At 58.1% G+C, this 13471-nt stretch carries 10 protein-coding genes; 4 read left to right on the forward strand and 6 right to left on the reverse strand.

Annotation, left to right across the window (positions count from 1 at the left end; genetic code table 11):
• Positions 1-65: 65 nt before the first annotated feature.
• The 3 genes from JQ553_RS10120 to JQ553_RS10130 all read right to left on the reverse strand — a co-directional run bounded on the left by JQ553_RS10120 (position 66) and on the right by JQ553_RS10130 (position 2434).
• Positions 66-581 carry a YHS domain-containing (seleno)protein gene (locus JQ553_RS10120; protein WP_212499798.1) on the reverse strand — a complete coding sequence of 172 codons (516 nt, stop codon included), beginning with the start codon at positions 579-581 and terminating at the stop codon, positions 66-68.
• 202 nt (positions 582-783) lie between these two features.
• Positions 784-1566, reverse strand: a complete 783-nt coding sequence (locus tag JQ553_RS10125) for a DNA-binding domain-containing protein (RefSeq protein WP_312015118.1) — start codon at positions 1564-1566, stop codon at positions 784-786.
• Positions 1553-2434, reverse strand: coding sequence for a DUF692 family multinuclear iron-containing protein (locus tag JQ553_RS10130; RefSeq protein WP_212499800.1), 882 nt, complete (start codon positions 2432-2434; stop codon positions 1553-1555). The genes JQ553_RS10125 and JQ553_RS10130 overlap by 14 nt, the downstream gene beginning before the upstream one ends.
• A 462-nt stretch (positions 2435-2896) precedes the next feature.
• Between JQ553_RS10130 and JQ553_RS10135 the strand changes: the two genes are divergently transcribed.
• The 4 genes from JQ553_RS10135 to JQ553_RS10150 all read left to right on the forward strand — a co-directional run bounded on the left by JQ553_RS10135 (position 2897) and on the right by JQ553_RS10150 (position 5401).
• Positions 2897-3451, forward strand: a complete 555-nt coding sequence (locus JQ553_RS10135) for a sigma-70 family RNA polymerase sigma factor (protein ID WP_249144143.1) — start codon at positions 2897-2899, stop codon at positions 3449-3451.
• A 4-nt stretch (positions 3452-3455) separates the two neighbouring features.
• Complete coding sequence (locus JQ553_RS10140; RefSeq protein ID WP_212499801.1) at positions 3456-4277, forward strand: NrsF family protein; 822 nt, start codon at positions 3456-3458, stop codon at positions 4275-4277.
• Positions 4278-4382: 105 nt separating this feature from the next.
• Entirely contained in the window at positions 4383-4670 is a 288-nt protein-coding gene (locus JQ553_RS10145; protein ID WP_212499802.1) for a DUF2282 domain-containing protein, read from the forward strand.
• A gap of 332 nt (positions 4671-5002) precedes the next feature.
• Positions 5003-5401, forward strand: coding sequence for a DoxX family protein (locus JQ553_RS10150; RefSeq protein ID WP_249144203.1), 399 nt, complete (start codon positions 5003-5005; stop codon positions 5399-5401).
• 10 nt (positions 5402-5411) lie between these two features.
• On the opposite strand, the gene JQ553_RS10155 is transcribed toward JQ553_RS10150, so the two are convergent.
• The 3 genes from JQ553_RS10155 to JQ553_RS10165 are packed head-to-tail and all read right to left on the reverse strand — an operon-like array spanning position 5412 to position 13116.
• Positions 5412-7046 carry an FAD-dependent oxidoreductase gene (locus JQ553_RS10155; RefSeq protein WP_212499804.1) on the reverse strand — a complete coding sequence of 545 codons (1635 nt, stop codon included), beginning with the start codon at positions 7044-7046 and terminating at the stop codon, positions 5412-5414.
• A 41-nt stretch (positions 7047-7087) separates the two neighbouring features.
• Positions 7088-12205: an AAA family ATPase gene (locus JQ553_RS10160; RefSeq protein ID WP_212499805.1), complete on the reverse strand. Its 5118-nt coding sequence runs from the start codon at positions 12203-12205 to the stop codon at positions 7088-7090.
• 32 nt (positions 12206-12237) lie between these two features.
• Positions 12238-13116 carry a cyclopropane-fatty-acyl-phospholipid synthase family protein gene (locus tag JQ553_RS10165; RefSeq protein WP_212499806.1) on the reverse strand — a complete coding sequence of 293 codons (879 nt, stop codon included), beginning with the start codon at positions 13114-13116 and terminating at the stop codon, positions 12238-12240.
• Between the last annotated feature and the right edge of the window lie 355 nt (positions 13117-13471).

Consider the following 13471-nt stretch of genomic DNA (forward strand, 5'->3'; position numbering starts at 1 on the left):
GGGATTTTCGCTCTTGAAGACGACATCGCGCCCCCGCCTGTCCTGGGCAAGGGCGCGGCGCTAGCTTACATCAAGTCCTTCGGCGTCTTGTTCTTGATTTCAGGCCAGTTCTGATCCGCCTTCGTGATGTTGCCGGGAACGTCCCCTTTCCACGCCTTGTCCACGTCCGCGTTCACGTTGACGTAGAGCTTGCCATCGACAATTTTCCAATAGTTCGGGTCTCCGTCAAACTTCTTGCCGTTCGCAGTGCCCATTGCACAGAAGCCTCCATAGGCCGGCACATATTTTGCCGGATCCTTGACAAACGCTTCGCGGTTCTCGTTGTTGGCAAATCGATAGCGTACGCTGTCATAGGTGGCTTCGAATTTTTCGGATCCCACCGTAGGTTTGCCAACGGTGAAATAGGCTACCGGATCGTAGCCATGCAGCCCAACGCCTTTGGCATCGACGTTGTGCACGCTGTTGGACATTTCATCGAACGCATATACTTTGCCGCCATTCAGCATCGACAGTGTGATAACGGAAACTGCGACGACCACGGATGCGAGACGGCGAGAGATTGTTTTAGACGATTTTGACATTCCAGACTTTCCTTTTGTCGGCTTCGACCCCCCAACGGGCGTGGGCAATGGCGCCCAGCCAAAGCAAATACTCATTCGCTTCTCGGCACGTTGCAGGTTACGCGCATCACGGCGGATTGATGTTCTGGTTTACGCGCTGCGCCGTTCGTGTCAGCGTTCGACCGCAAGGACCGGATCGAAAAGGAAGCCGATCGGATTTGCGCTACCGCGCACCTAGCTCGGCAAACCGGAATCCGACAAAGACACCCGCGGCGATGAGTGCTGCTAAAGTCGAAGTTAGCTCGAACGAACTGGATTCACTGATGGCGGAATTGGTGGCGCTTATCAGCGTCTCGCCGCTTGCAAGAGAGCTAAGGAAGCTCGCGCCGCCTGGTGATAGCAGGTGTACATCGACATCCGTCTTCGGTCGCACGACCAACACGTCCTCTCCGCCGGCATCGAGATCTACCGGCGAAGGGACGCCATCCCCGACATTCATTCGCCATATCGTGAGCGATGGCAAATGGGAGCGGACGACGCGGAGCGATGGATGCAAGATCAAACAAAGCTCCGGGATTCTATGGTTCGGAATTTCGGCGAACGCGTCCGCGTCGAGTGCGGGTTGCTCGGCGGCGTGATAGGCTTCCGTGCCTGCACGTTCGATACGAGCGACATCAGCCAAGTACGGCAAGGCCGCAGCCGATTCGAAACGAACAATGAAGTCGGGAAATCCGGCGCCATAGTTGAAGAGCAACGGCGAGGCAGGAGGCTCCCGGAGCACATAGTCCCGCGCCATGGCGCGGAAGAACTCTTCCCCGACGATGCGGCACGTTGCCGGAAAGGCCGCTCTGAGCGCCTCGATCAGACCATGAACGACATTGTTGCGATAGATCGCATATCGCTTCCGGCTCGGCATGCGATCGGGGCCAAGCAGACCGACTGGCACATCCGAGGCCGGATCGGTCAGCGCTGCCGCAAACTCTCGCTGTCGGTCAGCCAACCGCACGGAAAAGATCCCTTCGATCGCGGGCGCAAATGACGGCGTCCGCTCGTCTAACCTCGACTTCCAGATCTCCCCATTCGGGGACGTTTGCATCCCATTCGATCAAGGTCGGTGTCGGGCCCAGCTGCCCGATCGCATGCGCAAACAATTCCCAAACAGCTTCGTCCACGGGACGATCGTGGGTATCGATCAACAGCGGACGCCCGTCGTCATCGGTCTGTCGCGTGTGCCCGGCCAGATGTATCTCTTGAACGTGCGCCAACGGGAAGTTGTCGATGTAGCCCTTCGGGTTCCATTCCTGATTGACCGATGAGACGTAGACATTATTGACGTCGAGCAACAAGCCACAGCCCGTCCGGCGAACAAGCTCGGCTATAAAGTCAATCTCCGAGTACGCGCTCTCGGCAAAGGCAAGATAGGTCGACGGATTCTCCAGCAGCATCTGCCGCGCGAGAGTCTCCTGTATCTGGTCGACATGCTCGCACACGAGGGCGAGACTTTCCGCCGTGTACGGTACCGGTAGAAGGTCATTGAGGAACGACGTTTCGTGCCTGGACCAAGCGAGATGTTCGGAGAACAGGCTCGGCCTGTATCGCTCGACAAGAAGCGAGAGCCTTTCGAGATGCTGACGATCAAGCGGTCCAGCACCGCCTATCGAGAGGCCGATGCCATGCAGAGAAACGGGATAGCGCTCGCGTATTTCGCCAAGATACCTGTGCGGGGGACCGCCTGCCCCCATGTAATTCTCGGCATGGACCTCGAAGAAGCCAATGTCAGGACTGGTTTCCAGGATCGTTTTGTAATGGTCCGGCTTGAGGCCAACCCCGGTGCGGGGCGGAATCCGGGGCGTGATCCCGAGCTGCGATGACATGAAACTACTCCCGACAGCGCCGGAAACTCGCTCACGACGGATCATCCGATCGTGATGAGGCTCCGGGAAGCCCGGACCCCGGTCGGCTCGTTGTCCGACCGGCGCACACGTGCCGAACTTCCGTCGCCAGTGCATGTCTTCGCGGTCGCGAACGAGAATGTTACGCCGAGAGCGCAACGAACAAACGCTTTAGTCTGATGAAGGCTCGAACCAGCGGCGAGATGGCAATCGGATCGCCGGATGAGATGAACGAGCATGGTTTTGAGCCTCGCTGGCATTAAGCGCCCCGCCCCACGGGGCTAAGTGACATCGCAGCAGGGATACTCGCTCAGAGTCCCTGCAGGGAATGTCACTATGCTTACCTCCAGTCCTGCTATCGCTCCGGCTCGCGAACCGAAGCCTCGCTCCAACGCCCCGATTCCAGCAAGCGCAGCCGATGCTCCGATCGCATCACGAAAGACGATGGCGGCGCAAGATCTGCGTCTTACGGCCCTCATGCGGTCCGCGCAGGCCGGCGACGCGCGTGCCTATGCCGAACTTCTGGCGCTAATCACACCTCGGTTACGAAGAGTCATCTCATGTCAACGCAGATTCCTGCAATACGCCGACGTAGAGGATCTCGTGCAAGAAATTCTTCTGTCGCTCCACGCCGTACGGGGCACTTATGATCCCGAGCGTTCATTCACGCCTTGGTTGATGGCGATCGCTCAGCATCGACTGGCCGATGCAGCCCGCCGGTACTATCGCAGTTCCGCGCGCCAAGACGAATATGAGGAATGGTCCTTAACCTTTGCCGAGGACGCGCCGAAACTGGAAGCTGAAATCTACAGTGATCGCGAAGGGTTGAAGCAAGCAATCGAGCGGCTGCCTTGCGGTCAGCGCAAAGCAATTCAGTTGCTAAAGTTGCGTGAGATGTCGCTGAAGGAAGCCTCGGAGGAAAGTGGCGCGAGCATCGGCGCGTTGAAGGTCTCGGTTCATCGTGCGATGGCGACGCTTCGTCGAACCCTGAAACGATGAGTTCATGGATACAGAAACACTCATCCAACGTCTTACCGTCACTGCGGATCCAGTTGCGCGGCTGCGTCGACCATCGGTGAGACTTGCGAATTGGCTTGCGTTGGCGGTCCCATACGTCGCTCTCACGATCATGCTGATGTCTCCGCGCGCTGACCTTGCGGCCAGGCTTACCGACTCAAAGTACCTTGTCGAGCAGCTCGCTGCCTTGCTTACGAGTATCGCAGCCGGCCTAGCGGCATTTGCGAGCATCATCCCGGGACTCGATCGCCGAGTTTTCGCTTTGCCGCTCGTTCCGTTTGCCATCTGGCTCAGCAGCCTCGGCGCAGGCTGCATAAACGCCTGGATACAGCTTGGTCCTGCCGGTCTGTCGGTTGATTCCGACTGGGACTGCTTCCGGACGATGGTCCTGATCAACATCGTCCCAGCGGTGACAATGGCATTGATGCTCCAACGCGGCGCTCCACTGACGCCACATCTGACAACCACGCTGGGCGGACTAGCAGCGGCCGCGCTCGGTAACTTCGGATTGCGGCTCTTTCATCCGCAAGATGCAAGTATCATGGTGCTCGTATGGCAAATGGGAACTGTTTTCGTATTCACAGCGCTTGCGGGATGGGCGGGTACACTCCTGCTCTCCTGGAACTTGCGTACCGCCGCGATCCGGCGGGCCTGCAAGCATATGAGAGCCGATCGGACCAACAACACCACACAGCAGCATTCGCGCTGCCGGGCGGAGAAGTCCGGCAACGAACCGCGCGATGTTGGCATGGCGGCAAGGCTCACACGATCACCTCGATGTGACAGCGGTGACGCAAGCCACACGTAACCTGATCCAACGGCATCGCGAACAACACCCGGCGCGTTCTATCCAGTTTGCGTCGGATAACGCTTGGCTGGTTACACCAAACATCCTACCGGAAGGACAATACACATGCTGAAGACCCCTCTCACGGCCGCCGCGCTGGCCGGATCGTTCGCAACTGCGCTAGCGCTCGCAGCGACATCGGCGTCAGCTCAGACAGCCCAGGCGAATTCGGAAAAATGCTATGGCGTGTCGCTCGCGGGCAAGAACGATTGCGCGGCCGGCCCCGGCACCACGTGCGCGGGCACATCCAAGGCCGATTATCAGGGCAATGCCTGGAAGTACGTGCCGAAAGGAACCTGCACAACCATGCAGACGCCGAAAGGCGTCGGTTCTTTGACAGCGATCAAATCGTGATTGTCGCAGTCGAGGCGCGTCTGACATGCGCGCCTCGAATGCTCAGCTATTCCAACAGGGCGTGCGGATGCGAAAACGTATCGGACGGAACGCATCGCTCGAACTCTCGGACGTGAAACAGGTCGCCTCCGTATCGCCGACTCCTCGGAGAGCCGGCCATTTTCCGCGACACCGGAAACGGCGATTCGATCTCGCGGCGGGTCTGTCGCCGGTTCGTCGACTCCGCCCAGCAGTGAGTGCTAACGACAATGATGATAACGACAACGAAAGCTAAGGAGCCTGGTCGATTGCTTGATGCTATCCTGGGTCTAGTCGAACGATGCCATGGCGTGATGGCGCGCATTCCTTATGCGTTGCTTGCCTTGATCACCCGCCTCTCGATCGCGGCGGTATTCTGGCAGTCGGGCCAAACCAAGCTGGACGGCTGGCACATCTCCGATTCCGCGATCGAACTATTTCGCAATGAATACCACCTCCCCTTAGTCGATCCGACCACCGCTGCCTATCTGGCGACCACGGCCGAACATTTCTTCCCCGTGCTGCTTGTTGTGGGATTTGCCACTCGCTTCGCGTCGCTGGCACTTCTCTTCATGACATTGATCATCGAGGTCTTTGTCTATCCGGATGCATGGCCAACCCACGGTACATGGGCAGCCTGCTTCCTGATCCTGATGACCCGCGGCGCCGGCGTCGTATCGGTGGATCATCTGATCGCGAAACGATTCAAATGAGCCTCAGGCTTTACAGTCCTGCCATCAAGCGCAATATCTTGAAGCCCGGATTAGGCAGATGATGATCGAAGAGCCATTCATCAATCTGCTTTAGCGGGTCGAAGATGGCTGGCTCGTTAAACGGCCATACCCCGCAGGGCGCAGCGGCGGAGTTCGACGCCAGGAGGATACCATTGACCGCCCGCCGCGCCGCCTCATTTGCTCCTTCCATCGTCGCGAGGTCCGTGTTGGTCCGCACGTAATCTGAGGCAAGAAACAAATTTGGAATTTCGGTTGTGGCGTCGGGGCGATCCACCCATGAACCAACGGTATTCACGAGCAGCGGCTGGGAATTCGTGGTCACGGGAAACGTTATGGAGGGATCGAGGAACCAGTACTTCTGATCGCTTGGCATCAATGGTTGACTGGTTGCGCTGAGATGATCGAACAATTGGGCCCAGGTTTCAGCCGCCACCTCGCTCGCGGAAGTGCATTGACGAGCTGTCTTTGTCGTCGTCTTGGTTCCCGGAGTGTCCCAATCCGAAATATCGATCGACATGATGCCCGCGATCGATCCATCCGCGAATTTCGTCATGTCCACTCCGCTCCAGAATTGCGGCTGCGAAATGCAGGTGATCGCCCAGGACGAATCCGCACAGATGACGTGGCCTGCGCAGCACTTCACATCGCGCAGCAGGTAGAACTGGATCCCGTTCATCCACTCGGTTCGCAGGTTGACTATCCGTTGCAGCGAGGGTGCAGAACCCAGCAGCGGCGTGAACAGGTTTTGAGCGACCTCCACCGGGAACGCAGCCAAATAGTAGTCGCCGGTCACCGTTTGACTACCGCTCGAAGTCTGAACCGTGACCCCCGTGATCCTTGAACCATCAAACTGCAGGCTTTGTACGTCATGGCCGACATGGAATGTCACCCCCTGTGCAGAGAGATAGTCGGTCCATGGCTTGATCCAGGCGTCATTGGTCGGGGCATTGAGAACCCGGTCCATTGTCGCGGCTTGCGACGTCATGGCCATCATCATTTGCACGAGGATCGTACCGACGGTCCGGGTGCTGGCTTCTTCCGCCTTCATCGCCACCAGCGAGCGGGTCAGCCCGGCCGCGCACAGTTTCTGATACTGAATTGAGTGGCTCGGGGCATCGACATAGTCCCACCACTTCTTGTACTCCAGCTTGGCCAATCTCCTCTTGGTGCAAGTCGACATGAAATCGAGCAGACATGCTACAAAGAATTCGGCCTCTCCTGACTTCAGACCAAGTTCGGCCCTGTCAAACCAGTCCTGAAGGACCATCAACCAGTCCTGCAGCGTTTTTGGAATATAGGTGAGAAATACAAAGAGCGGCTTTGTCTCCTGAGCGACCCCGGTCTGTTTTGCCGTGACCAGATTGTTCAGGACGTTCGATGCAGAAAACGGTATCCTGCTCATCGTATCGGGCAGATGCTGGTAGAAGCCGGGAAAAAAACGAAAGCCATGCTCACCCGGCAGCGGCTTTCCCGGTCCTCCGACCGCGTAGGTGTTGCTCTGGGCCTTGCCACCCAAGGTGAGCGCCTTTTCATAAACCTCGACGGTGAAGCCTCGCTCGACCAGTTCGTGCGCCGCGCTGAGCCCCGCCACGCCGCCTCCGAGCACCACGACCTTGTTCGTCATCGAGATCCTCCCTTCGACCAGGCACCGCCAACATTCGTCGTTCAACCCACCGCTTTGTCTTCGACGCTATAGACGCCGATCAGTTCGCTAACCCCCTTGAAGGCCTGACCGCCTCTGGCAACGAGATGGAACTCCGAACCGAGCCGGCTTGCCGTCGCTTCGCTCACCAGGATCGCGCCGTTTGAAGCGGCCGAACCAATTCGGGCGGCGACATTTACCGAGTATCCGGTCGCGGTATACACCCACAGCGTCTCTGCTGCGCTCTCGATCTTGTTGGCGCCCACCAGCGCCGTTCCGGAATGAATTCCGATATTGATGACCACACGCGGCCATTCTCCTCCAGAGTTGGCGTTCAGCGCAGAGGTCTTCTCTCTTATCGAAATTGCGGAACGTGTGGCCAGTCTGGCGTGCTCGTTCGGGTCCGGGTGCTGGAACACGATCATCAACCCATCCCCGGCGACTTCGTTGATCTCACCGCCGTTGCGGAAAATATCGTCCACGAAGCCAGAAAAGTAGGTCTCGATGATGCGCTTCAATTCCTCCGACCCGAGTTGCTCGCTCATGCTTGTAGAGCCGGCAACATCGAGAAACATGACGGTTATGTCCTGCTCATGCGTCGCCAGATCCGGATCCAGAGGGTTGTTCTCAATCAGCCGTTGCACCGACCTCGGAACGAATTTGGCCAGATGGCTCCGGATTCCGCTGAGCAGTTCAACGCTTTGCAGGGCCGACTTCAGCGTCTCGCTGTTCTCGTTCAGCCTCGTCTGAAGCTGCATATTCTCGATCGCGGCGAAAACCTGCTGCGATAGCAGGATCAAGCCTCGCACTCTCTCGTCGGAAAACGCTCCAGAGCGGCTGCTTTCGACATATGCCACCCGGTCTGTAGCTCCCATCTTCGTTATCGGAACACACGCGATCGATCGGGGATTGCCCCCGGCGACATACGGACAGGTCTGAAAACGCGCATCCGCCTTCGCGTCTTCCAGCACGATCTCCCGTCCGGTATGCAGGACATAGTTGACCACGCTTTCGGAGAATCGGAGACCATTTCTCGCGTCCGGTCCCAGGTCCAGGCGGACTTGTGTGCCGTCGGTAAGACCCATCGCCTCGACTTGCAGAGCACCGGCGCGTTTCGAAAGCATGAAGGCTCGCTCCCCTCCCATGCACTCGAGAATCAACCGCATGAGCTTGCCAAGCAGGCGATCGGACTCCAGGTCGCCGGACAGGGCCATTGTGGCCCGCATCACGGTATCGACATCGATGATGTCCGTTCGCGTCTCCGAGCGACGCCCCGCCGAAACGTCAGACGGCACATCGAGGTTCGGCACCTGAAATACCACACCGTATTTCTGCGAGAGTTGATTGGCCTTCGCGAACGCGCCCCACTGCACGTAGCATTTCCGGGCGGCAAGCAGGTATGTGCTAGCGACGCGCTCGCGATTAGAGGCAAGATAGCGCTCGCCCGCGAGCTCGTTCGCGAGCGCCTCGATCTGGTGAAATGTCTGCTGCCGGGCAAGCGCAGCGGCTTCGTCAAAAAGAACAGCCGCTCTTTCATTCCTTCCGCCGACGGATGCCGTCTCCGCTTGCAGCAGGTGGTGATGGCTGGCGAAATTCTCCGGGCAGTTCTTTGCATACCGGGCCAGCTTGGCGCTGCATCGCCTGAGGGCGGTCCAGAGCGCCGCGCGGTCGGTTCCATCTTGACGCATCAGCGCCGCACTGATCAGCCCTCGGTAGAAATAGTGCTCGACAACGATGATCTGGTTTACGATCGTCTTGATCCCTGCGTCGGCAGCGTCCGAATATCGACGCGCCTCGGAAAACGACCCGAACAAATAGGCAAGCTGCGCCTTGGCGACGAAATAGTAGGTAAGGGCCGTGAGATTCCCGGCCGCGCGCAGAACGGACGCCGTAGAATCTCGATCGAAGCCAATATCGCTCAAGTCGGTTAAGCCGCCCTTCCGGTCCTGCAGCGCAAGTATGAACTGTCTTCGGAAACCGAACGTCGTCTGCGTAAACCAGTCCGCCGCCCGTTCGATGACAGGCTGGTATTGATCGATCTCGTTCCTCAGCTCATCGAGATTCGCGCCTCGCGCAAATCGCAGGAAGATCGTCTGCAACACGGCATAATGCGCGTATTGAATGTCGCCGGCCTCCAACGCCAGCTTTAACGATGATCTCAGGAGTCGGACGCTGTCATCGACCGGTTCACGCCAGAAATTCAGCCATCCCGAAAAAATCGTGATGATCTTGCATTGCTGACTCGGGTCGGCGTCAGATGTCGCCAATTGCACCGCCAGGCGGCCGAATTCATGGCCTCCCTTGTAGTCGCCGAACAAGGCGCCTCTGGCTAGACCGTACAGCACGTATCCGAACGAGGATGCGCGGGAGTTTCCGTGCCGCAGGGAAAGGTTCATGATGCGGAGTGCAGCAAAGACCATCAGGTCGGGATTCCTGAAGTACGCCGCGGGGCAGATGCTCATTAGCAGCGTTACGACCACCTCCGTTGATGGGTCAGTCATTTTTGGCAGATCGACGAGTTCGCTTGCGCGCCTTCCTCGAAGACGCAAGATGACGGCCGCAAGCTCCCGGAAGAGCTGCACCTGGGTCGGATTTTCCGGAAGATATTCGTTGAACAATCGAAGCGCCTCACGCCCGATGGCGACAGCCTCCTCGCTCTTGTCCATGCCGGTGTTCAGCAAAATTTTGAGGTAGTAGGCCTTCGCCTTGTCGATTGGGGCCGCCGAATTGTCGAGGATGGCGACGAATAGAGCATTGGCTTCCTCAACCTGGCCGACCACGTAGGCGCATTCGAAGCAACCGAGGTGAAGATCAAGCGTCAGTTCGCGGTGCCGCCTCCAGCCATCAGGCTGGATCAGCTTGATGCCATTTCTGAAATAACCAAGGGCCGCATCGAATGCAGCAATTTCGCGAGCCCGGCGTCCTGCATGGGCATTCAGCCGCGCAAGAGATTCCGTCTCAGGACGATCGGTAATCAACTGCATTGCCGAATTCAGGTTGTCCAGGATAACGAAGCTTGCGGCATCGCGCTCCGCTGCAGGGAGCGCGGCTAGGAGGCGCCTCCCAATCTGCAGTCGCAGGGCCGGCCGAGACGCCTCCGGGATGAGTGCGTGGGCGGCCTGCTGCACCCGGTCGTGGAGAAACTTGAACTCGAACTCGTCCTTTGCCTCGCTCTCGCCGATCGAGATGATGAGCCCTTCACGCTCCGCAATACGCAGGACCTCCACAATCGACAGCGTCGGCTCCCGCATTACGAGGGAAAGAGTAGAGGCCGCAAACCGGTTCCCGACGCAGGATGCGACGCCCAACGCCGACTGCACCATATCCGGCACGTCGGCCAGTTTGCGCTTCATCAGCACCAGCACGTTGTCCGTGATGCCCTCTTCCGAGATTCTGCGAAGATCCCAGACCCAGCGGCCTTGCGCGAAATCAAATACGACAAGCCTCTGATGGTTCAGAAACGAAAGGAATTGGCTTATGAAGAATGGATTTCCGTCCGTCTTCGTCTTCACGAGCGCGGCAAAAGACGCCGCTTCCTGTTCGGAACAGTCCAGCGTATCGCGCAATAATTCGCAAATATGAACGATGTCCAACTGCGACAGTGAGATGCGGGTAATCCGCACTCCAGATCTTGCGATCTCGTCGAGACGCCTGCCGACGCCATCGTCGCCAATGTCCTCACTCGGACGGAGCGCTCCTACTACCAAGAGATGGGAAATTTCCCTGTCGGTCAACAGGGATTGGATCAACGCCAATGACGCGGGGTCCGCCCACTGAAGGTCATCAAGGAAAATACATAACGGATGATCTCGGTTCGAGAAGACTTTCACGAATTGACGAAATGCATAGTTGAAGCGATGTCGCTTCTCCGTGGTTGGAAGCTCCGGAAGCGCTTCTCCGCGGCCGATCAGATCGGCGAGAGCGGGAATAACATCGACGATCAGGTTGGCGTTCGGCCCAACCACCTCGATCACGCGCTCCCGCCATATTCGGATCCGCTCCGGATTGTTGCAGAGTAACTGCTCGATCAGGATTCCGAACGCCTGTGCAATGACCGAATAGGGCTCGTTCTGCTTGTACTGATCGGATTTGCCGCTTACGAAAGCGCCTGAGGATCTTGCTGCCGACTGCAGCGATTGCGCCAGAAACGATTTCCCGATTCCGGGAGGGCCTGATATGAGCACAAGTTCGGCTCCCCCATCCCTCGCTCGATCGAAGGCGGCTTGCAAGACCGCTCGCTCGGAATCGCGCCCATACAGCTTATTCGAGATTTTAAATATCGCGGACGCGTCGGTTAACCCGATCTTGATGTCCACAATGCTGCCGTGCGCGCGCCACTGCTTCAAACATTGCTGGAGATCGGATTTCAACCCGATGGCCGTCTGGTAGCGTTCTTCCGGAGCTTTCGACAGCAGCTTAGCCAGGATTGACGATACGGCTTGCGGTATCTCAGGATTGACAACGTGAATGGACGTCGGGACGCGAGCGAGATGCGCATGTATCAGCGCGAGCGGCTCGATGTCGTCGAAGGGCGGCCGGCCGCAAAGCAGATGATAGCCGACCGCGCCCACCGAATAGAGATCGGATCGAGCGTCAACCGCACGGGCCGTCCGGCCGGTTTGTTCCGGAGCGAGATAATGAAAGTCGATGTGAGGGTGATGTTCCGGCGAAATCTCGCTCGCAAATGTGGCGCGCGAAAAATCGGTCAGCCTCACCTGGCGCAAATCATTATCCGTCCATATGGTCCCGGGACTGAGGTTGCAGTGTACGATGCACTCCTGATGCGCTTCCGCGAGTGCGTCGGCGATCCGAATCAGAAGTTCTAGCGATTCGGCAAAAGACGGTTGCTTCTGAAGCAATATTTCCGCAAGCGGCAGCGTTCCATCATCCGGTGATACGAGATATTCCGCTTCGTCCAGCTTCACAAAATCCAGTGGCTTCAGGATCGCATTACATTGGGCCTTGGCGCAAATCTCGAAATCTCTTCGCAATGGACTGCGACGGCCGGCGTCTGGGCGACGGAGCTTGTTCATTCTGAGGTAAACGGCTCGGCCGCTCGAACTGTCGTGTCCGGCAAAGGTGATGCTGATCGCATCCTCCCAGCATCGTCCGAACACGGAGTATCCGGGCACGACGGGCACCAGACTCCCAGCGCTTTTCAGGGGCGGTACGTTCATAGGCTACCTGAGAGAATGCCGTAGAACCAAGCGCCTCTCTGGAGGAGTTGATATTGCCTCAGTGAGGCGATTACATTTCCATGCTGTGCCTTCGAGCGAAGCCCAAGGCCGTATAGAATCTGGTCGATCGGACGGGCGATGCATGCGAGCTTGTACAATCGGCGCAACGAGCGGTTGGTCGTGCCCGTATAGTCAGCTAACTGAACCCCGCCAAAGCCGGCGCTGGTAGCCGCCGCCACGTGCTCGTCCGCCGTATCGATGTCCGGAATGCACCAGCCATCCAGCCATTCGCGGATTTGCACATCGGTCCTCGTCCCCAGATCGCGCGAGGTGCGGATGTACTCCGCGATGACGATTCGACCGCCGGGGCGAAGAAGCCGTGCGGCTTCGCGATAAAACGCGCTCTTGCTTTCCGCATGGCAGAGGCTTTCGAGGGCCCAGATCACGTCAAAGGAAGCTTTTGGGAAAGGGGTGTTTGCGTAGTCAGCCACGTAGAAGCTCACCCGATCACTCAACGAAAGATCGTGAGCTCGCTTTCGGGCCGCATGGACATGTTGTGTCACAGGCGTAATCCCGACGACTTGAGCCGAGCGCCTTGCCGCCAGCCAAAAGCTGCTGCCACCGACGCCGCAGCCGGCGTCCAGGACCCGATCCCCGGGCTTTACGCGAGCAATTTCCGCAAGCACCTCGTTGGCATTCGTCAATGCATGCCCGTGCTCGTTGACACCGTCACCGTAGTAGCCAAAATGATAGGCGAGGCTATCGCCGCTGTGCCACACTCTCCTGTAGTCGAAATCGGTTTGAACATAATATTCGTTGACGGACTGGAGCCAACGAAGTTCAGAAGCTTCCGAAAACTCTCCCTTCATCGGCATACTCACCCCCAACGCGGATGTATGCGAACTTTGCTAAGCAAGCATCGATTGCAATTCTGCCTTTCAGATCCTTCGCGAGCAGCCATTATTGGACGGCGGAAATCCGCGCTCAAGGAAAAAAGCGCCTGGCGTCCCGCCCAAATCGGTAGTTTGACCGACCGTCCAACGCCGGGTGGGTACCCCGGACGACGCCGCCTCAACGACGATCAGCCGACGATGGCATTTGACCGAAACGCCTATGGCGTGTCGCGGTATGATACACTGTTTCGCGAGATGGCGCACCGACATCACGTCCGCTGGAGGATCACAGCTATTAACCGGAATGAGAGCTGGCGACCGGATTCCCGCTGAGCGC

It is taken from the genome of Bradyrhizobium lablabi, from assembly GCF_018131005.1.
Lineage (GTDB): Bacteria > Pseudomonadota > Alphaproteobacteria > Rhizobiales > Xanthobacteraceae > Bradyrhizobium > Bradyrhizobium lablabi_D.